The sequence below is a fragment of the Vulcanococcus limneticus LL genome (assembly GCF_002252705.1).
Classification (GTDB): domain Bacteria; phylum Cyanobacteriota; class Cyanobacteriia; order PCC-6307; family Cyanobiaceae; genus Vulcanococcus; species Vulcanococcus limneticus.
In genome coordinates this window covers 1-20,590 of record NZ_NQLA01000021.1, presented here as the reverse complement: position 1 = coordinate 20,590, position 20,590 = coordinate 1, and the positions used below count along the sequence as shown (strand labels likewise).

Genomic DNA, 20,590 nt, shown 5'->3' with positions numbered 1-20,590 from the left:
CGGACGCAGGCTCTCGCCTGTCCCACGCCCCCCGCGCTGAGAACCTCTGATCCTAGGGATCTGTGCCCCCGGGCACGCCAGCACGGGCCTTCAGGGGCGACCAGGCCTTGCAGGGACAGCTAGCGTTTGCCAACAAGCAGATCCGAGGACCCATGGCGGCGCTGCTGGCCCATCTCCCCCTGGCCGCTGGGCTCTCAGTGGGACTGAGCGCTGGATTCGGTGCCGTGCCGTTCCTGCTCGCCCTGGCTCCCGGCGCCGCCGAGGCCGCACCGCGGGCAGGCGCCGACTCCGTCCTGGTCGCGACCCGCGCGGGCCAGGCCAGCCAACAGGGCGGCCAGATCGCCATCAACGGACGGATCCAGCAGGCCCGCTGGCAGTGGAGCCCAGCCACCGCCGCCAACCCCGCTGAACTCTGGCTACCCCTGGAGGTGCTGCAGGACCAACTGGGTGTCGCCAGCAGCACCAGCCCCAGCGGCGAGCTGAACCTGGAGTGGTACGGCCGCCGGGCCAGCATTCCGGCCCTTGCCCAGCGCAGCCTGGAGGATGAGGTGGCGGTGCCCGCCCTCGCCCTGCTGACGGCGGCGGGGGTGCGGGTGCAGCCCCTGGGGGATCGTCTGGAGCTGGAGCTGCCGGCCGCCGGCCTGGGCCGCATCCGCTTCCGGGACCTGGGCAGTGCCAGGCGCATCGTGCTTGATCTGGCCGGCCCGGCCTTGGTGCAGCGGGGCGAGGCCGGCATCCTGCTGGGGCTGCGCGGCACCCTAGAGCAGGAGCGGGAGCTGCAGGCCCTGGGTCTGCGGGTGCGGCGGGAGGTCCAGGGGCTGAGATTCCAGCCAGCCAGCGGCACCGCCCCCAAGTTGCTCACCCTGGGCGGCCCCGACCGGCTGGTGCTGGAGTTCGGCGATGGCGCCGCCGCCACCGTCACCCCGGAGCGACCGGCGGCCCTCGATCCACGGCTGCAGCAGCTGCTGGGCCAGGGCCTGCGCATCGATCGGCGCGTATTGCCGGGCGGCAGCGGCGCTGTGGTGCTCAGCAGCGTGCGCCTCGACCCGCGCGCCATCCCCCTGGACCTGCGCCCCCTGACCCGGCCCGACGGCATGCAGGGCCTCAGCAGCCTGGGCCAGCTGGCCCGCGGCGAGCAGGCCCTGATCGCCATCAACGGCGGCTACTTCAACAGGGTGCGGCGCCTGCCCCTCGGCGCCCTGCGCAGCAACGGCCGCTGGCTGTCCGGCCCGATCCTCAACCGCGGTGCCATCGGCTGGCGGGACGGAAACATGCCCAGCTTCGGGCGACTGAGCCTGCAGGAATGGGTGAGCGATGGCCGGGGTCAGCGCTGGCCCCTCGCCACCCTCAACAGCGGCTACGTGCAGCGGGGCCTGAGCCGCTACACCGCCGACTGGGGCCGCAGCTACCAGGCCCTGAGCGGCAAAGAGAGTGCCGTGCTCGTACGCGACGGCGTGGTGCTGCAGCGCTTCGAGGGCCCCGAACTGGCGGCGGGGATCCCCCTCGACGGCCCCGATCAACTGCTGGTGGCCCGGGGCGGCAGCGCCCTGCCCTGGAACCCCGGCGAGCGCCTCAGTCTCGCCAGCCAACCCAGCGACGGCCTGGGCCAGCAGCCCTTCGTGGTCGGCGGTGGGCCGCTGCTGCTCCAGGGCGGCCAGCTGGTGCTCAATGGCGGCGCCGAGGGCTTCAGCCCGACGTTTCTGGAGCAGGGGGCGCCCCGCACCGTAATCGGCAGTGACGGCAACCAGCTCTGGCTTGTCACCCTCCAGAGCGCCAACAGCGCCGGCCCGACCCTGCTGGAGACCGCCCGCCTCCTGCAACAGCTGGGGCTGCGGGACGCCCTCAACCTGGATGGAGGCAGCTCCACCGGCCTGGTGGTGGGCGACACCCACACGGTGCGGGGCCGCGGCGTCGTGGCCTCGGTGCACAACGGCCTGGGCCTGGTGCCGCGTGGTGCCGGCCAGGCCGCCGCCACGGGCGGCCCCGCCCGGCGCGCCGTGGCGGCCTGGGGGCCCTGACAGACTGGGGGCCCAGTCCAAGGAGCCGCCACCGCCATGCCCAAGGGCCACAGCCTGCTCCTGAGCGCGGCCGCCGCCGCCGAACTGGGCCGCCAGGCGGCGGTGGCCGGCACCCCCGGCGTGATGCACATCGACCTGGTGGAGGGCAGCTGTGAGCGCTGGGTGATCCGCATCCGCCCGGGCCACCTGGCCGGCCAGCCGGTCGCCCGGGCCGACGGCATCACCCTCTTTGCCCCAGCGGACCAGGGCGAACGGCTGGCCGGCCTGCAGCTCGACTACCGCGGCGACCTCAGCGGCGGCGGCTTCCTGGTGCGACCCAGCGCCGAGGTGCGCACCTGCGCCTGCGGCGCTGCCTTCAGCCCGGCCGGCAGCCCAGCGGAGCCAGCGGGGGCGGCCGGTCCGGCGACAAAGTAAGGTGGCGGATTGTCGAAAACGGTCGGTCTTCCGACCTGCTCTCCGGCCCCCCGAACGCTCCGGCCCTCGATGCCCACGATTCAGCAGCTGATCCGTACCGAGCGGCAGCGCCTCACCCGCAAGACCAAGTCCCCTGCCCTGCGCGCCTGCCCCGAGCGCCGCGGCGTGTGCACCCGCGTGTACACCTCCACCCCCAAGAAGCCGAACTCGGCCCTGCGCAAGGTGGCCCGTGTGCGTCTCACCTCCGGTTTCGAGGTCACCGCCTACATCCCCGGCATCGGCCACAACCTGCAGGAGCACTCCGTGGTGATGATCCGCGGCGGCCGTGTGAAGGACCTGCCCGGTGTGCGCTACCACATCATCCGCGGCACCCTCGACACCGCCGGCGTGAAGGACCGTCGTCAGTCGCGCTCGAAGTACGGCGCCAAGACCCCGAAGGGCTGATCCGTCCCCGTTTCCCGTTCCTGACTCCCACTACCCAGGTCTATGTCCCGCCGCAACGCCGCCGAGAAGCGCCCGGTTCTGCCCGATCCGCAGTTCAACAGCCGTCTGGCCACGATGATCGTGGCCCGGCTGATGAAGCACGGCAAGAAGTCCACCGCCCAGCGGATTCTCTCCGATGCCTTCGGGCTGATCAACGAGCGCACTGGATCCGATCCCCTCGAGCTGTTCGAGACGGCCGTCAAGAACGCCACTCCTCTGGTGGAAGTGCGCGCCCGTCGCGTCGGTGGTGCCACCTACCAGGTGCCCATGGAAGTGCGGCAGGAGCGGGGCACCGCCATGGCCCTGCGCTGGCTGGTGAATTTCTCGCGGGCCCGCAACGGCCGCAGCATGGCCCAGAAACTGGCCGGTGAGCTGATGGATGCCGCCAACGAGGCCGGCAGCGCCGTCCGCAAGCGCGAAGAGACCCACAAGATGGCCGAGGCCAACAAGGCCTTCGCCCATTACCGCTACTGAGTCAGGTCGGCCGGATCACCATGACCCGGCCCCTGCCTGGGCCGTCGGCCGATGGTCGACCTGTAGAGTGACGCCCAATTTTTGTAGACCTACCCTCCGGAGACCTACCCCGTGGCCCGCGCCTTTCCCCTGGAACGCGTCAGAAATATCGGTATTGCCGCCCACATCGACGCGGGCAAGACCACCACGACCGAACGCATCCTGTTCTATTCGGGTGTGGTTCACAAGATCGGCGAAGTGCACGATGGCGCGGCCGTAACCGACTGGATGGCCCAGGAGCGGGAGCGGGGCATCACCATCACCGCAGCCGCGATTTCCACCAGCTGGAAAGATCACCGTATCAACATCATCGATACACCCGGCCACGTGGACTTCACCATTGAGGTGGAGCGTTCCATGCGGGTGCTCGATGGCGTCATTGCAGTCTTCTGTGCCGTGGGCGGCGTACAGCCCCAATCGGAAACAGTGTGGCGCCAGGCGGATCGCTACAGCGTTCCCCGCATGGTGTTCGTCAATAAGATGGACCGCACCGGCGCCGACTTCCTGAAGGTGCACGGTCAGATCAAGGACCGCCTCAAAGCCAACGCCGCCCCGATCCAACTGCCGATCGGTGCTGAAGGCGAGCTGAGCGGCATCGTTGATCTGGTCAAGAACCGGGCCTTTATCTATAAGGACGAACTCGGCAAGGACATCGAGGAAACCGACATCCCCGCGTCAATGGCCGATGAGGCCGCCGAGTGGCGTGCGGCCCTGATGGAAAGCGTCGCCGAAACCGACGAGGAGCTGCTTGAGTTCTTCCTCGAGAACGGCGAACTGACCGAGGAGCAGCTGCGCAGGGGCATCCGCCAGGGCGTGCTGAAGCACGGCCTCGTGCCGATCCTCTGTGGCTCCGCCTTCAAGAACAAGGGCGTGCAGCTGCTGCTGGATGCCGTGGTGGACTACCTGCCCGCGCCGGTGGATGTGCCCCCGATCCAGGGCCTGCTGCCCGATGGCACCGAGGCCCTCCGTCCCGCCGAAGACAGTGCCCCCTTCAGCGCCCTGGCGTTCAAGGTGATGGCCGATCCCTTTGGCAAGCTCACCTTCGTGCGCATCTACTCCGGCGTGCTGCAGAAGGGCAGCTATGTCCTCAACTCCACCAAGGACAAGAAGGAGCGCATCTCGCGCCTGATCATCCTCAAGGCCGACGATCGCGAGGAAGTGGACGAACTGCGCGCCGGTGACCTGGGCGCCGTGCTGGGCCTCAAGGACACCACCACCGGCGACACGCTCTGCGTGGATTCCGACCCGATCATCCTCGAATCGCTCTACATCCCCGAGCCCGTGATCTCGGTGGCCGTCGAGCCCAAGACCAAGGGCGACATGGAGAAGCTCTCCAAGGCCCTTCAATCCCTGTCCGAGGAAGATCCCACCTTCCGGGTCCGCACCGATCCGGAAACCAACCAGACCGTGATCGCCGGCATGGGCGAACTCCACCTGGAAATCCTGGTGGACCGCATGCTGCGCGAGTTCAAGGTGGAGGCCAACATCGGCGCACCCCAGGTGTCCTATCGCGAAACCATTCGCGGCAGCGCCAAGGGTGAGGGCAAGTTCGCCCGCCAGACCGGTGGCAAGGGGCAGTACGGCCACGTGGTGATCGAAATGGAGCCCGGCGAACCGGGTTCCGGGTTCGAGTTCGTCAACAAGATCGTTGGCGGCGTCGTTCCCAAGGAGTACGTCGGCCCGGCCGAAGCCGGCATGAAGGAGACCTGCAATTCCGGCGTGATTGCAGGCTTCCCGATGATCGACGTCAAGGTCACCATGGTCGACGGGTCTTACCATGATGTGGACTCGTCGGAGATGGCGTTCAAGATCGCCGGCTCCATGGCCTTCAAGGACGGCGTCAAGAAGTGCAATCCTGTGCTGCTTGAGCCGATGATGAAGGTCGAAGTCGAGGTGCCCGAGGACTTCCTGGGCTCCGTGATCGGCGATCTCTCCTCGCGCCGCGGTCAGGTCGAAGGGCAGTCCATCGACAATGGACAGTCCAAGGTCCAGTCCAAGGTGCCCTTGGCCGAGATGTTCGGCTACGCCACCCAGCTCCGATCCATGACCCAGGGTCGGGGTATCTTCTCGATGGAATTCAGCCACTACGAGGAAGTTCCTCGCAACGTGGCCGAGGCCATCATCTCTAAGAATCAGGGTAATTCCTGATCTTCCCCTAACCTTACCCATCCCCGATTCTTTTTCATCATGGCACGCGAGAAGTTCGAAAGGAACAAGCCCCACGTCAACATCGGCACCATCGGCCACGTTGACCACGGCAAGACCACCCTCACCGCCGCCATCACCAACGTGTTGGCGTCCCAAGGCAAGGCCAAGGCCCAGGCCTACGACGAAATCGACGGTGCTCCTGAAGAGAAGGAGCGCGGTATCACCATCAACACCGCCCACGTCGAGTACGAAACCGACAAGCGTCACTACGCCCACGTGGACTGCCCCGGTCACGCGGACTACGTGAAGAACATGATCACCGGTGCCGCCCAGATGGACGGCGCCATCCTGGTGGTGGCCGCCACCGATGGCCCCATGGCCCAGACCAAGGAACACATCCTGCTGGCCAAGCAGGTGGGCGTGCCCGCCCTGGTCGTGTTCCTCAATAAGAAGGACATGGTCGACGACGAGGAGATCCTCGAGCTCGTCGAACTGGAAATGCGCGAGCTGCTGAGCAGCTACGACTTCCCCGGTGATGACCTGCCCGTGGTGGCCGGCTCTGCCCTCAAGGCCCTGGAGCACATTCAGGCCGGCAACAAGGCCGTGCGCGGCGAAAACGAGTGGGTTGACAAGATCCTCGACCTGATGGACGCCGTGGATGAGTCCATCCCCGAGCCCGAGCGCGAAATCGACAAGCCCTTCCTGATGGCCGTCGAAGACGTGTTCTCGATCACCGGTCGCGGCACCGTGGCCACCGGCCGCATCGAGCGCGGAAAGGTGAAGGTGGGCGAAACCGTGCAGATCGTCGGCATCAAGGACACCCGCGAGACCACCGTCACCGGCGTGGAAATGTTCCGCAAGCTGCTCGACGAGGGCATGGCCGGCGACAACGTGGGTCTGCTGCTGCGCGGCATCCAGAAGGAAGACATCGAGCGCGGCATGGTGCTGGTGAAGCCCAACTCCATCAAGCCCCACACCAAGTTTGAGGGCGAGGTGTATGTGCTGAAGAAAGAAGAAGGCGGCCGCCACACCCCCTTCTTCGCTGGCTACCGCCCGCAGTTCTACATCCGTACGACTGACGTGACCGGCCAGATCACCGCCTTCACCGCCGACGACGGCTCCAACGTGGAGATGGTGATGCCCGGCGACCGCATCAAGATGACCGGTGAGCTGATCTGCCCGGTGGCCATCGAGCAGGGCATGCGCTTCGCCATCCGCGAAGGCGGCCGCACCATCGGTGCCGGCGTGGTGTCCAAGATCATCGAGTGAGGCTGAGGTAGCCTCCGGGGGTGAGCTTTCCGGCTCACCCCTTTCCCCGCACCTCGACAATCCAGCTCTTCCGGGATGGCATTCGGGTTCCGCCCGGATCTGCGTCCTGTTCGCTTCCACCCTGACTGCCCATGTCCGCCTCCATTGCCCAGCAGAAGATCCGCATCCGCCTGAAGGCGTTCGACCGCCGCATGCTGGATCTGTCCTGCGAAAAAATCATCGAGACCGCCGATCACACCGCTGCGACAGTGATCGGCCCGATCCCCTTGCCCACCAAGCGCAAGATTTACTGCGTGCTGCGCTCGCCCCACGTGGACAAGGATTCCCGCGAGCACTTCGAGACCCGCACTCACCGCCGGATCATCGACATCTACAGCCCGTCCGCCAAGACGATCGACGCCCTCATGAAGCTGGATCTGCCCAGCGGTGTCGACATCGAAGTGAAGCTCTGAGCCTCCCTGCCCCACAGGGCAACGTCCACCTGACTGGGCTCAGTCGACTCTCAGCGCCCGCCTTCCGGCGGGCTTTTTTGTGGCCGCCAGGCCCACGAAAGCCCAGCCGCTCCCGATGGCAGAGGCCGGCTCCCTAGGATCGACCCTGCTGTTGGTTCTGCCTCCAGGCGGCACCTGGCTATCCTTCCCCGCCGCCCTGCTGGTTGCCATTGTGACGAATCTGGCCGTGAGGGAACTGCCCCTCTTCCCCCTGCCGGATGTGGTGCTATTCCCCCAGGAAGTGCTGCCGCTGCACATCTTTGAGCCGCGCTATCGCATGATGCTGCGCACCGTGATGGAGACGGATCGCCGCTTCGGGGTGGTGCGCTGGGATCCCCAGGCCGGCAAGATGGCCGATGTGGGCTGCTGCGCCGAGATCCTGCAGTGCCAGACCCAGGAGGACGACCGCAGCAACATCGTGACCCTCGGCCAGCAGCGCTTCCGGGTGCTGGATGTAGTGAGGGAAGCGCCGTTTCGCGTCGGCCTGGTGAGCTGGATCGAGGATGACCACGCCGACAGCCACCAAGCCCTCAGCGACCTCTCCCTGGAAGTGCGCCAGGCCCTGCACGACGTGGTGGACCTGACGGGCAAGCTGATCGGCAAGCCCGCCAGCCTGCCCAACGACCTTCCGGATCTGCCGCGGGAGCTCTCCTTCTGGATCGGCGCCCACCTGGGCGGTCCCGTGGCCGACCACCAGCAGGCCCTGTTGGAGATCACCGACACAGGCGAGCGCCTGCGCCAGGAGTACGAGCTGCTGGACCAGACCCGCCGCCAGCTGGCGGCCCGCACCGTCCTGAAGGACACCTTCCGCGACCTGGAGGCCGAAGACGGGGACCCCAGCGGCCTGGGGCGCCGCAGCGACGCCGCGGAAGTCGACGGCGACGGCGAGGCAGACGACGACCTGGGCGGGAGCCGCTGAGCCGTGGATCCCAGAGTGTTGGCAGTCCTGCCCAGCCCGGCAGGGAGCTTGACCCTGCTGCTGCTTGTGGGGCTGGCCCTGCTGGCGATCGGCCTGCTGGTATGGCAGCGCCGCGACCGCGCCTTCCACAGCACCGCCTCGGTAGCCGATGCCTACGACCGCTGGACCGATGACCAGCTGCTGGAGCGCCTCTGGGGCGAGCATGTGCACCTGGGTCACTACGGCAGCCCGCCGCGCCCTGTGGATTTCCGCCGCGCCAAGGCGGATTTCGTGCACGAGCTGGTGCGCTGGAGCGGCCTCGACCAACTGCCCCCCGGCAGCCGGGTGCTCGATGTGGGCTGCGGCATCGGCGGTAGCGCCCGCATCCTCGCCCGCGACTATGGCTTCGACGTGCTGGGCATCAGCATCAGCCCCGGCCAGATCGTCCGGGCCACGGCGCTGACCCCCGAGGGCCTGACCTGCCGCTTCGCCGTGATGGATGCCCTGGACCTGCAGCTGGCCGACGCAAGCTTCGATGCGGTCTGGAGTGTCGAAGCCGGGCCCCACATGCCCGACAAGCAGCGCTACGCCGACGAGCTGCTACGGGTCCTCCGCCCCGGCGGTCGTCTGGCGGTGGCGGACTGGAACCGGCGCGACCCGGCCGTGCGCCCCTTGAACCGGCTGGAGCGCTGGGTGATGCACCAATTGCTGGTGCAGTGGGCCCACCCGGAATTCGCGAGTATTCCAGGCTTCCGCCGCAACCTGGAGCTCAGCCGCCACGGGGGCGTGGGTGGCGCGCAGGCGGACACCACCCAGGTCGACAGCCTGCTGGTGACAACCGGCGACTGGAGCCGCGAGACCCTGCCCTCCTGGGTCGATTCGATCCTGGAGGGGCTGCGGCGCCCCAGGGCGGTGCTGGGCCTGGGGCCCAAGGCAGTTCTGCAGGGCCTGCGCGAAACCCCCACCCTGCTGCTGATGCACTGGGGCTTCGCCACCGGGATGATGCAGTTCGGGGTGTTCCGCGCCGTCAAGCCGGGCGGAGCCCATCACCCCGCGCCGCTGGCCTCCTCGCGCGCCAACTCCAGGGGATAGGCGCCGAACACCGCCAGGTGCTCACACAGCGGCTGCAGCGCGACCAACGCCTGCTCCAGCGGCGCTGAGCCCTCTGACAGCTCCAGATCCACGAAGAAGATGTATTCGCCCATCTCCCGCTTGGAGGGGCGCGATTCGATCCGGCTCATGTTCAGCCCCAGGCGGGCGAAGCAGCCCAGGGCTTCCAGCAGGGCGCCGGGGCTGTTGGCGTGGAGCGAGAAGGCCAGGCTGGCCAGCGGCCCCTGCAGCTGCCGCTCACCGCGGCGCAGCAGCAGGAAGCGGGTGCAATTGCCCGGCACGTCGTTAACGGGATAGGCCAGCACCTCCAGGCCATGCTCCCGGGCGGCCTCCAGCGAGGCGATGGCGCCGCGGAAGCGACTGCCGGCCACCATCCGGGCCGCCTCGGCGGTGGAGCTGGTGGGCAGCTGCAGGGCATTGGGCAGCTGCTCCCCCAGCCACTGACTGCACTGGGCCAGGGCCTGGGGATGGGAGAGCACCTCGCTGATGCCGGTGATCGGGCCACTGCCCAGCAGGGCATGGCGGATCGGCAGCACCAGGGCCCTGGCCACCCGCAGCTCCGGGTGCTCCCAAAGGGCATCGAGGCAGGCGGTCACACCTCCCTCCACCGAGTTTTCCACCGGCACCACGGCCGCGTCGCAGCGGCCCTCAGCCAGGGCCTGCACCACCGCGCGGATCCCCACCTGGGGCACGAGCTCCGCCTCGGGCTGACCCTCCAGGGCCGCCAGCCGCCCCGCCGCCTGTTCCCCATAGGTGCCAGCGGGGCCAAGGAAGGCAATGCGCATGGGAGGTGGGCTCTGGGGGTGGCTGGATAGGATCATGCCGCGCCGGCTGCCCTGGAATGCCCCTGGCCTTCAGTGCCAGCCAAGCCCTGCATCTGCCGGTGGAGCAGGAGCAGGACCGCCTTGCCGCTTACCTGGCGGACGAGGAGCGGGTGATCGCCGCCCTGCTGGATGCCCACCAGCTCGAACCGCTCAGCCCGGGGCGCTACCGCTACACGGTCACAAAGCTGCAGGTGTTCCAGCTGCAGATCCAGCCGGTGGTGGAGCTGGTGGCCCGCTCCCATCCCAACCGGATTGAGCTGGAGGCTGTGGACTGCGAGCTGGAGGGCCTGGGTCTGGTGGACGACTTCCGCCTGACCCTGCACTCCTGGCTGGAGGCCAGCGACGAGGGCCTGGCGGGCGAGGCAGCGCTGGCGGTGAGCGTCAGTCAGCCCAGCCTGCTGAAGCTGATCCCCACGGGCGTGCTGGAGGCCACGGGCCGCTCGCTGCTATCGGGCATCCTGCTGGGCATCAAGACGCGGGTGGGCCAGCAGCTGCTGGGGGATTTCGAGCGCTGGTGCGAGCCGCCGGCCGCGGCCTGAGGGGAGAACGCAGCCGCCTGCGCTAGGGCCCCAGCAGCTTGCGCAGGAACGTGCGCCGGTGCAACGGCGTGGGCCCCAGCCGCAGCAGGGCCTGGCGGTGCACGGCGGTGCCGTAGCCGGCGTGGCGCTCCAGGCCATAGCCGGGATGGCGCTGCGCCAGCCGCTGGATCAGGGCATCACGGCACTGCTTGGCCAGCACGCTGGCGGCGGCGATCTCCAGGTGCAGGCTGTCGCCGCGCACCACTGTGCGCTGGGGGCCACGCCAGGCACGCAGCGGCAGCACCCCATCCACGAGCACGAGCTCCGGCGCTGACCCGAGTCGCTGCAGGGCGCGAATCATGGCCCACTCAGTGGCCTGGCGGATGCCGAAGCGATCGATCTCCGCCGCCGAGGCCTGGCCCAAGGACCACCGCTCGGCGGCCTCGGTGATCTGGGGCACCAGCTGGGCGCGGCGCCGGGCCGTAAGGGCCTTGCTGTCGGTGAGGCCGGCGCTGGCGAGGGGAGCGTGGGCCGAAGCCGGCAGGATGACCGCCGCGGCAAAGACGGGGCCGTACCAGCAGCCCCGACCCACTTCATCGACGCCGGCCTGGGCCACCCTCAGTCGCTGGCGGAGGAGCGACGACGACGACGACGGGGCTCACCGGCCTCGGGCTCGGCGACGGGTTCGACAACAGGCTCCGCCTGAAGAGCGACGACTGGGATCACCGCCGTGGGACTCGCCACGGCCACGGGGGCTGCCGCGGCGGCGGTACTGGAGCGACTACGGCTGCGCCCGCCCCGTACCGGGGCCGGGGCATCGAGCGAGCGGGTGCTGCGCACTTCGATGCTGGCATCGGAGAGCACCGGGATCGGGGTGAATTCCTCGAGCGGTGTGATCTCCACGGTGACGGGAAGCGGGATGGGCGCCGCAACGGGCGCGGCGTCATGGCCGGCGGTCGCGCCGCCATCCTCCGCATCGGCACCGTCGCCATGGCCTGAACGGCCGTTGCTGGGGGGCTCAGCGGCGCCACCGCGGCCGCGGCGGCGGCGGCGGGGACCGGCGGCGGCCAGCTGCTGGCGCGCCTCCTCGAGCACGGCCTCGGCGTCATCGCCGGGCCGAACCACCCGCACCACCAGGTTGTCGCAGCTGGGGGGCGGGGCATCGAGCAGCAGGACTGGGTTGAGGCCGAGCCAGCCGTAGACCAGTTCCTGGTCGGCATCCATGGACACCGCCACCAGCTCGGGCTCGGGCCGGCGGCTTGGGGGCTCGCCGGCGACAGGCGCCGTGGCGGCCTCCAGGGAGGTGGTGGTGAGCACCGGCACCGTGACGAACTCCTGGGCCAGGCCCGCTTCAGGCAACTCGCCGCCGCTGCGGCCACCGCGCCCGCCGCGGCGGCGGCGGCCACCGGAGGCCTCGGCACCGGAGGGGCTGGGCACCTCGGCCCGGGCAGAGGCGGCAGAGCGCACCAGACCGCCGAGGTTGGCGAGGGGCTGGAGCGAGTCCTTGCCGGGCAGCACGGCCACATGGCCGAGACCGCCGCAGCTGGGGCAAGCGCGGCCGAACAGCTCGTAGATGTTCTGGCCCTGGCGCTTGCGGGTCAGTTCCACCAGACCCAACTCGGTGAGCTGGGCGATCTGGGGCCGGGAGGAATCGTGGCGCACAGCTTCGGTGAAGTGCTCCAGCAGCTGCAGCTGATCGCGGCGCGACTCCATGTCGATGAAGTCGATCACCACCACGCCGCCGATATTGCGCAGCTTGAGCTGACGGGCAATCTCGATAGCCGCCTCGCAGTTGGTCCACAGCACCGTCTCGCGGGCGTTGGCGGAGCGGGTGAAGGAGCCCGAGTTCACGTCGATCACCGTGAGCGCCTCGGTGGGCTCGATGATCACGTAGCCGCCGGAGGGCAGATCCACCCGGGGCTTGAGGGCATCGCGGATCGCCGCGTTCACCTTGAAATGCTCAAGGATCTCGGCGGGCTCACCATGGGCCTCCACCAACACGTTGGCGTGATCCACGCCGAGGAAGGCATTGGCCCGGGCCACCGCCTCGGGCGTATCGACGACGACGCGAACGACCTCGGGGCTGTAGAGGTCGCGCAGCACCCGGTGGATGAAATCCTCGTCGCGATTGAGCAACACCGGCGGGTTGGCGCTCTCGGCGGCGGTCTGGATCGCCTCCCACTGGCGCAGCAAGGCCTCGAGATCGTCGATCAGCAGCTCTTCGCCAACGCCATCGGCCTCGGTACGGATCAGCAGGCCCGCACCGGGGGGCTTGATCAGAACGCCCAGGGCCCGCAGCCGGTTGCGCTCGCCCTCGGCAGCGATGCGGCGCGAGATGTTGACGCCCTGGCCGTGGGGCTGGAGCACCAGGAAGCGGCCGGGCAGGGTGAGGTTGCCGGTAAGGCGCGGGCCCTTCGTGCCGGTGGGCTCCTTCATCACCTGCACGAGCACCTTCTGGCGTGGCTCGAGCAGCTCGGTGATGCCGACGGTGCCCTTCTTCAGGCGCAGGGGCCCCAGATCGGTGACGTGGATGAAGCCGTTCTTCTCCCCCTCACCGATGTTGACAAAAGCGGCATCAATGCCAGGAAGCACATTTTCAACGGTGCCGAGGTAGACGTCACCAATCTGGTAACGCCCCTGGGCCACCACCAGTTCATCAACACGTTCGTCGTGGAGAACCGCGGCGATGCGCAGCTGCTCGGCGATGACGATCTGCTGGGGCATGGAAATCGGGGGGATGGCTCAGGTGAGCCGGACCTGGAACGGAAGGAGACCCCCGAGCCCAGGACCGCTCAGCGGCCGCCATGACTCACCACGGCCGTCTGCGGCTGCGGCAAGGACATGGGGGCACGGGAGGTCGGAACAGCTCAGGGCTACAACCACGGGGGTGACAGCCGCACAACGGCGGTGCCAAGGGGGGTCGGACAGGGACCGCCGCTGCGCCGGCTCAAAGGATGGGGCGGGAGGGCCACACGGGGTGTGGACTCCTCGCAGCCGCGGCCGTTCGAACGGGCCTGGTCGGCGAAAGGTTGCAAGTTCCGTTATTGGATGGAACCCGTCTGAACGGCGCCGCTGGCAGCGGCTTTCAGGAAGAGTGGTTCGTGAAAGCTGCCGCGGCGATGTCCCAATCAGCTGTGAACTGGCTGATGGATCTGCCGTCGTGCCAGAACCGTAGCACGTGCCACTGTCAGCCCTTGGCGGCTATCTCGAGCTGCAGGGATTCGCGGCGCAGGCCGACGAGCTCCAACTGAAGCCCCAGTTGCTGGACGAACCAGTGCTGCAGCTGCTCCGGTCGCAGGCTTCGGCCCGCCGGATCGATCACGGCGCCGTAGCGCAGGGTTACCGCCTCGGCGCCGTGGACCGGCGCCGGCTCCAGCTCCAGGCTCTGGAGGTAGGGCCGACAGTCCCGCTGCCGGGGGCGGCCCTTCTTGTCGGTGTCCTCCCAGATCCAGGCGCCAGCCGCCACGAGGGCCTCGGCGGCCGCCTGCCAGCGCTCAGGGCTCAACAGCGCGACGACCTGGGCCCGGGCACCTGCGGGCCGAGCGTCAGCCTGGGCCGCCGCCGTGGCCACGATCTGCGGCCGCAACACCAGGCTCCAGCGGGCCGCCGCCAGCTCCTGCGACAGGCTCGGCCCCGCCACAGGCACCTCACTGACATCCAGCAGGGCGAACTCCGCTGGCAGCTGCGCCTGCAGCCGTTCCCGCACCCAGGCGGGGCTCTGCCATTCCGCCAGCTCCAGATCCATCCACTCGCCATCCGCCTCGGCCCCCAGGGGCAGGGCCAGGGCGAACTGCACCCGCGGCAGGGGATGGAAGCCGCCGGTGAAGCTCACCGGCAGGCCGCTGCGGCGCACGGCCCGCTCGAGCAGCCGCACCAGATCGAGGTGGCTGAGCAGCGCCAGGGAGCCGGTTTTGGCGAAGCGGAAGCGCAGGCGCTGCACCCGCTCGCTGGCCGGCGCCCGCTGGGGCAACTGCACGGGGATCGGCGGCGGCGCAATCACCACGTTGTGGCCCAGCTCCGGGCCGCACACGCCGCAGCTGCTGCAGCCCTCAAAGGAGCAGTCGGGCACCACGGCTGCGGCCAGGGCCCGCCGCAGATCGTCGGCCAGCCAACGCTTGTCGAGGCCGGGATCAATGTGATCCCAGGGCAGGGGCTGGGCACAGAACGTCGCCAGATCATCGGGGGCCATGCCCTCGGCGGCACTCCACTCCCCCAGCTCCAAGGCGCGATAGCGGCCGCCCAGGCCCGCGGCCTCAATGGCATCGGTCCAGGCGGCGTAGGTACGGTCGGCAGCCTCGAACCAGGCATCGAGGCCGGCACCGGAGCGCCAAGCGGCCTCGATCACCGGTGCCAGGCGCCGATCACCGCGACCCACGAAGTCCTCCATGGCCGAGAGGCGCACATCGGTGTAGTTCGTCTTGATGCCGCGCAGGGGCCGCAGGGCGTCGCGCAGCAACTGCTGGCGCCGCTGGAATTCCGCCGTGCTCACGCTGTGCCACTGGAAAGGCGTGTGGGGTTTGGGCGTGAAGTTGCTGATCGTGAGGTTCAGCTCCAGCCGGCCCAGATCGGTGCACTGACGCTGCAGCTGGCGGCAGGTCTCGGCGATGCCGAGCACATCGGCATCGGTTTCCCCCGGCAAGCCGATCATGAAATAGAGCTTGATCTTGCGGTAGCCGCTCTCCATGGCGGTGCGGATGCCCCGCAGCAGTTCGGCATCGGTGAGCCCCTTGTTCACGATGTCGCGCAGGCGCTGGGTGCCGGCCTCGGGCGCGAAGGTGAGGCCCGCCTTGCGCGTGCCCCCCAGGATGTGGGCGATGTTCTCGTCGAAGCGGTCCACCCGCTGGCTGGGCAGGGTGAGGGTCACGTTCTTGTCGGCCAGGCGGTTGCGCAGCTCCACCCCCACCGCCGGCAGGGCCAGGTAATCGGAGCAGCTGAGCGAGAGCAGCGAGAAATCGGAGTAGCCCGTGCGTTCCATGCCGGTTTCGATCGCCTCGATCACCGCCTCCGGCTCCACATCGCGGGCCGGGCGGGTGAGCATCCCCGGCTGACAGAAGCGACAGCCGCGGGTGCAACCGCGGCGGATCTCCACGGTGAGCCGGTCGTGCACCGTTTCGATGTGGGGCACCAGGCCCATGGCGTAGTGGGGCATGGGCGTGGCGGTGCGGCGCAGCACCCGGGCCGGGATCCCAGGCCATTGCGGCACCTGGGTCACGCCATCGGGCCCGGGGCCATAGAGGGCCGGCACGTACACCCCCGGCACCTGGGCCAGATCGATCAGCAGCTGGCGCCGGGTGAGCCCCGCCGCCTTGGCCTCGGCCACCACCAGGCCGATCTCGGGCAGCACCTCCTCGCCATCGCCCAGCACCACGAAATCGAAGAAGGCCGCAAAGGGCTCCGGATTGCTGGTGGCGGTGGGGCCACCGGCAAAGATCAGCGGCGGCGCCAGGGGATCGCCAAGGGAGAGATCTCCGCGGTCGGCGGCACGGATCGGGATCTGCGCCAGCTCCAGCATCGCGAGGATGTTGGTGGCGCCCAGCTCGTAGCTCAACGAGAAGCCCAGGATGTCGAAGGCTGGCAGCGGCCGGCGGCTCTCCACCGCAAACAGGGGATCACCGCGCTCGCGCAGCCGCGCCGCCAGATCGGGCCCAGGCAGGTAGCTGCGATCGCACAGCTGCCCCGGAACGGCATTGAGGATCGAATAGAGAATGATGTGGCCGGTGTTGCTGGAGCCCACCTCGTAGATCTCGGGGTAGGTGAGGGCCCAGCGCACACCGGCGCCCCCCCAGGCCTGCGACCAGTCGCGGGGCTGCACCCCCAGCTCATTGCCCAGGTAGCGGCCCGGCTTGGCGATGCTGCGGTCCACCAGGGCCGCGAAGTCCACCGGGGCATCAGCCGGGAGGGGAGGGGCAACGGCCGACGTGGTGACACCCGACGCAGCGGCATCGGCGGACGGGGCAACGGTCACGGCGGCACGCGGGCAGGCGTTGGCTTGATCGTATGCAGGCCAGCCGCCACGGCTCGGGCCCGCCGCCATAGGACAATCCCGCCATCAGCAACCGCGCGCGGAGCCCCCCTTCCCATGGCCCAGGTCAACGGCAACTACCTCAAGCTCAAGGCGGGCTATCTGTTCCCCGAAATCGCCCGGCGGGTGAAGGCCTTCAGCGAGGCCAACCCCTCGGCTCCGATCATTCGCCTGGGCATCGGTGATGTGACCGAGCCGCTGCCCGAGGCCTGCCGCAACGCCATGAAGGCCGCCATCGATGAGATGGGCACGCGGGAGGGCTTCCACGGCTACGGCCCCGAGCAGGGCTACCTCTGGCTGCGCGAGGCGATCGCCCAGAACGACTTCCAGGCCCGCGGCTGCGACATCTCCGCCGAGGAGATCTTCGTATCTGACGGCTCCAAGTGCGACAGCGCCAACATCCTCGACATCCTCGGCGAGGGCAACCGCATCGCCGTGACCGACCCGGTGTACCCGGTGTATGTGGACAGCAACGTGATGGCGGGCCGCACCGGCCAGGCCGATGACGCCGGCCAGTACGGCGGCCTCACCTACCTGCCGATCAACGCCGAGAACGGCTTCACCGCCCAGATCCCCACGGAGAAGGTGGATCTGATCTACCTCTGCTTCCCCAACAACCCCACGGGCGCCGTCGCCACCAAGGAGCAGCTCAAGGCCTGGGTGGACTACGCCCGCGCCAATGGGGCCCTGATCCTGTTCGACGCCGCCTACGAGGCCTTCATCCAGGACCCCACGCTGCCCCACTCCATCTATGAGATCGAAGGTGCCCGCGAGTGCGCCATTGAGTTCCGCTCGTTCTCCAAGAACGCCGGCTTCACCGGCACCCGCTGTGCCCTCACCGTGGTGCCCCGGGGCCTGAAGGGCACCGCCGCCCATGGTGAGCAGGTGGAGCTGTGGGGCCTGTGGAACCGCCGCCAGTGCACCAAATTCAACGGCGTGAGCTACATCGTGCAGCGCGGCGCCGAAGCCGTGTATTCGCCCGAGGGCCAGGCCCAGGTGAAGGCCCTGGTCGCCTTCTACATGGAAAACGCCGCAATCATCCGCCGCGAGCTCAGCGCCGCCGGTCTGGCGGTGTACGGCGGTGAGCAGGCCCCCTACGTGTGGGTGAAGACGCCAGCCAGCGTGGATTCCTGGGGCTTCTTCGACCTGCTGCTCAGCCAGGCGAACGTGGTGGGCACCCCCGGCAGCGGCTTCGGCGCCGCCGGCGAGGGCTACTTCCGGCTCTCGGCCTTCAACAGCCGCGAGAACGTGCTGGAGGCAATGGGGCGGATTCAACGCGCCCTGGCCGCTGCTGCGGCCGTCGCTTGAACAGCTGCCTACAGTTGACCTTCGTCATGTCTGAGCTGGCCATGATGACCACACTGCCCAAGACCACACTGCCCACGGGCACGCCGCCCGCCGCCTCCCAGTCGCCCGCCGGCAACCCCGGCGGCGCCGCCGTGATGGAGAAGGCACCGGAGCGGGTGCGCAAGCCCTCGCCCCGCTACAAGGTGCTGCTGCACAACGACCCGGTCAACACCATGGAATACGTGGTGACGACCCTGCGCCAGGTGGTGCCGAGCCTGAGCGAACAGGACGCCATCGCCGTGATGCTGGAAACCCACAACACTGGCGTGGGTCTGGTGATCGTGTGCGACATCGAGCCAGCGGAGTTCTACAGCGAGAGCCTCAAGGCCAAGGGCCTCAGCAGCACGATCGAGCCCGAGAGCTGATGGGCGCAGGCCCCGACAGCCCCCGACCCCACTGGATCGGCACCCTGCTCTACGTACCCCTGCTCTACGGGCTGGGCTGGCTGAGCGCGCGGCCCTTCGGCCTGCTGTTCCCCAGCTGGCGGCCCGACCAGCTGGATCTGGCGGGGGCGGCGATCGCCCTGGTGCTGCTGCTGGCCACGTTGCCCTGGAGGCTGCGGCGGGCCTGGGACAGCCCGACCCCCTGGCGCTCCCTCGGGGTCGTGGTGGCGCCCGCCGCCGGCGTGCGGGCCTTCGGGCGCGGCCTGCTCAAGGCGGTGCTGTTGCTGGTGGGGGTGAGTGGCGTGCTGGTGGCCACGGGCCAGGCCCGCTGGGGCGGCACGCTCACCGCTGCCGAGGGTCTGAATGCCCTGGCCCTGCTGCTGGGGGTGGGTTTCGCCGAGGAGCTGCTGTTCCGCGGCTGGCTCTGGGGGGAACTGGAACTCCTGGCCGGTCGGCGCCGGGCCATCGGCCTGCAGGCGGCGATCTTTGCCCTGGTACACCCCTGGACCCGGCTGCCCGGGCCGGAGGCCCTGGCCCTGCTTGGCGGTCTGGTGCTGCTGGGATTGGTCCTGGCGCTGCAGCGCCGCGCCGATGGCGGTGCGCTGTGGGGGGCGGTGGGCCTGCACGGCGGCCTGGTGGGCGGCTGGTTCGCCCTGCTGGCCGGACCGCTGCAGATCGCGCCAGGGACACCTGCCTGGCTGGTTGGAGCCGGCAGTACCAGCCCAAACCCGATCGGTGGACTGCTGGGCTGGCTGGGGCTTGGAGCGCTGCTGTGGGTGCGGCGGCGCTGGTGGAGTCCCGGAGCAGGACCGGCGGGGCGGGCCCTGGATGCGCAACCCTGATCCTCAGACGCTGGCGGAGAACTGAGGATGTCGAGGCTCAGGTCACTGGTCCTTGCCTTTCCGCTGATCGTCAGTTGTCCGATGCCATCGAGCATCTGATCGGTTTCCGAATGGAATCAGCTCAGACCTGCAGGGTTTCTACCCATCAGGACGAAGCGGCCGACGCTCTCAAGTCTCTGGAATAGCCGGCATGTTGGGTGCCAAAGACACGGTCCCAGAAGGTGAAGTAGAGGCCGAAGTGTACCGACGGTCGGTGGTGGTGCAGGGAGTGGTGTGCCGGCCCGATCACCCAGTGGCCCAGGAGGTGGTGGGGGAAGCGGCGCGGCAGCCATTCGAGATCGAGGTGGTTCACGATCGCCCACACGGTCATGGTGCTGAGCACGGCCAGCAGGGTGATCAGGTGCAGGGGGATCAGCATCACAACCCCCACCAGAAACAGAGCCTGCACCAGGGCTTCTGGCGAATCAAAGGCGAAGGAGGTCCAGGGGGTGGGCCGGTGAGAGTGGTGGTGACCCCGGTGGAACGCAGCGTAGAGCGCCGGGTGATGGAACAGGCGATGGGTGGCGTAGAACACCGCATCCTGCAGGATCAGCACCGCGAGATAACTGACACCCAGATACCACCAGGTGTTGGTGTCAGCTCCGACGTACAGCTTGGTGATGCCATGGGCCTGCAGCCACGGCACCGCCGCGGCGGCCGGGGCGAACACCGCCGCCGAGAGCACGGACAGACGGATGTCATGGCGAATCCCGTCGCGGATCCCCCGGCTCTGTAGCTCCGACGCCGGTGCAGTGGCCTGGGGACGGCAGAGCCGAATGAGGCACCAGCACCCTCCAGCGACGAGGAAATAGCGGGCCAGGATGATCAGAAACCATGCAAGGCTGTCGGCTCCGAAGGAGTGCCATGCCCAGATCTGCCCGATTCCATCAAGGTCAGGACAAGGTTGGGCTGTTAGCTGGATGAAATCGATGCCGATGTCCGTTGGGTCTGGCAATTCAGGCTAGAGGTAAAACCAGCCCACGGGAGCGGCTGCAACGATGCAGCATTGCCGGATATCCGCCACCGCACCATCGATGACGCGGCGATGGCACCGGGATGCGGAAATCAACCCGGTAGCCATGACCAGTGTTGCTGGGCGTGCCAACAGCCTGACGCTGGAGAGCGAGGTGCTGATCCCGCAGTAGCACCCGGCCTCTCACATTCAGGGGGCTCCCTAGGAGCATGTCGCACGTTTGAGTCAGCAGCAGGGGGCCGTGACTGAGCCTCCGTGAACCAGTGGCCTCGATCATCGGGCTGGTTCACCTGGCGGC

Annotated in this window: 18 protein-coding genes; 13 read left to right on the top strand and 5 right to left on the bottom strand. The window is 68.7% G+C overall.

Features of this window, described 5'->3' with window-relative positions; translation table 11 throughout:
* The first annotated feature begins 152 nt into the window (after positions 1-152).
* From CJZ98_RS19355 to CJZ98_RS09885, 9 genes are all read left to right on the top strand, one after another.
* Complete coding sequence (locus CJZ98_RS19355) at positions 153-2,018, top strand: phosphodiester glycosidase family protein (protein ID WP_094590896.1); 1,866 nt, start codon at positions 153-155, stop codon at positions 2,016-2,018.
* Positions 2,019-2,054: 36 nt separating this feature from the next.
* Entirely contained in the window at positions 2,055-2,432 is a 378-nt protein-coding gene (locus tag CJZ98_RS09920; RefSeq protein WP_094590894.1) for an AIR synthase, read from the top strand.
* 69 nt (positions 2,433-2,501) lie between these two features.
* On the top strand, positions 2,502-2,876 hold the full coding sequence (gene rpsL, locus CJZ98_RS09915) for a 30S ribosomal protein S12 (RefSeq protein WP_094590892.1): 375 nt from the start codon (positions 2,502-2,504) through the stop codon (positions 2,874-2,876).
* Between the two features lie 42 nt (positions 2,877-2,918).
* Positions 2,919-3,389 (top strand): 30S ribosomal protein S7, encoded by a 471-nt coding sequence (gene rpsG, locus CJZ98_RS09910; RefSeq protein WP_094590890.1) that lies wholly within the window; start codon positions 2,919-2,921, stop codon positions 3,387-3,389.
* Positions 3,390-3,500: 111 nt separating this feature from the next.
* Positions 3,501-5,576, top strand: coding sequence for an elongation factor G (gene fusA, locus CJZ98_RS09905; protein ID WP_094590888.1), 2,076 nt, complete (start codon positions 3,501-3,503; stop codon positions 5,574-5,576).
* 39 nt (positions 5,577-5,615) lie between these two features.
* Positions 5,616-6,845: an elongation factor Tu gene (gene tuf, locus CJZ98_RS09900; protein ID WP_094590886.1), complete on the top strand. Its 1,230-nt coding sequence runs from the start codon at positions 5,616-5,618 to the stop codon at positions 6,843-6,845.
* Between the two features lie 131 nt (positions 6,846-6,976).
* Positions 6,977-7,297: a 30S ribosomal protein S10 gene (gene rpsJ, locus CJZ98_RS09895; protein WP_094590884.1), complete on the top strand. Its 321-nt coding sequence runs from the start codon at positions 6,977-6,979 to the stop codon at positions 7,295-7,297.
* A 211-nt stretch (positions 7,298-7,508) separates the two neighbouring features.
* The gene (locus CJZ98_RS09890; protein ID WP_094590946.1) at positions 7,509-8,255 is read left to right on the top strand and encodes an LON peptidase substrate-binding domain-containing protein; all 747 of its coding nucleotides are present in this window, start codon (positions 7,509-7,511) and stop codon (positions 8,253-8,255) included.
* Between the two features lie 48 nt (positions 8,256-8,303).
* Positions 8,304-9,326, top strand: coding sequence for a methyltransferase domain-containing protein (locus tag CJZ98_RS09885; protein ID WP_094590882.1), 1,023 nt, complete (start codon positions 8,304-8,306; stop codon positions 9,324-9,326).
* Here CJZ98_RS09885 and pheA read toward each other — a convergent pair.
* Complete coding sequence (pheA, locus tag CJZ98_RS09880) at positions 9,281-10,129, bottom strand: prephenate dehydratase (protein WP_094590880.1); 849 nt, start codon at positions 10,127-10,129, stop codon at positions 9,281-9,283. The genes CJZ98_RS09885 and pheA overlap by 46 nt on opposite strands.
* Positions 10,130-10,185: 56 nt before the next feature.
* Here pheA and CJZ98_RS09875 point away from each other — a divergent pair, with 56 nt between their 5' ends.
* On the top strand, positions 10,186-10,707 hold the full coding sequence (locus CJZ98_RS09875; RefSeq protein ID WP_094590878.1) for a DUF1997 domain-containing protein: 522 nt from the start codon (positions 10,186-10,188) through the stop codon (positions 10,705-10,707).
* Between the two features lie 22 nt (positions 10,708-10,729).
* On the opposite strand, the gene CJZ98_RS09870 is transcribed toward CJZ98_RS09875, so the two are convergent.
* From CJZ98_RS09870 to CJZ98_RS09860, 3 genes are all read right to left on the bottom strand, one after another.
* Positions 10,730-11,302, bottom strand: a complete 573-nt coding sequence (locus tag CJZ98_RS09870; protein ID WP_390625514.1) for a ribonuclease HII — start codon at positions 11,300-11,302, stop codon at positions 10,730-10,732.
* 2 nt (positions 11,303-11,304) lie between these two features.
* On the bottom strand, positions 11,305-13,410 hold the full coding sequence (locus tag CJZ98_RS09865) for an Rne/Rng family ribonuclease (RefSeq protein ID WP_094590874.1): 2,106 nt from the start codon (positions 13,408-13,410) through the stop codon (positions 11,305-11,307).
* A gap of 463 nt (positions 13,411-13,873) precedes the next feature.
* Entirely contained in the window at positions 13,874-16,567 is a 2,694-nt protein-coding gene (locus tag CJZ98_RS09860; protein WP_232756377.1) for a TIGR03960 family B12-binding radical SAM protein, read from the bottom strand.
* Between the two features lie 198 nt (positions 16,568-16,765).
* Here CJZ98_RS09860 and CJZ98_RS09855 point away from each other — a divergent pair, with 198 nt between their 5' ends.
* From CJZ98_RS09855 to CJZ98_RS09845, 3 genes are all read left to right on the top strand, one after another.
* Complete coding sequence (locus CJZ98_RS09855) at positions 16,766-18,016, top strand: LL-diaminopimelate aminotransferase (protein WP_094590870.1); 1,251 nt, start codon at positions 16,766-16,768, stop codon at positions 18,014-18,016.
* 134 nt (positions 18,017-18,150) lie between these two features.
* Positions 18,151-18,420, top strand: coding sequence for an ATP-dependent Clp protease adapter ClpS (gene clpS, locus CJZ98_RS09850; protein WP_108723293.1), 270 nt, complete (start codon positions 18,151-18,153; stop codon positions 18,418-18,420).
* Positions 18,420-19,280, top strand: coding sequence for a CPBP family intramembrane glutamic endopeptidase (locus CJZ98_RS09845; protein WP_094590868.1), 861 nt, complete (start codon positions 18,420-18,422; stop codon positions 19,278-19,280). Before clpS ends, CJZ98_RS09845 begins: the two co-directional genes overlap by 1 nt.
* 145 nt (positions 19,281-19,425) lie before the next feature.
* Here the strand turns inward: CJZ98_RS09845 and CJZ98_RS09840 are convergent, their stop codons facing one another.
* Positions 19,426-20,004 carry a sterol desaturase family protein gene (locus CJZ98_RS09840; RefSeq protein WP_232756375.1) on the bottom strand — a complete coding sequence of 193 codons (579 nt, stop codon included), beginning with the start codon at positions 20,002-20,004 and terminating at the stop codon, positions 19,426-19,428.
* Positions 20,005-20,590: the final 586 nt, after the last annotated feature.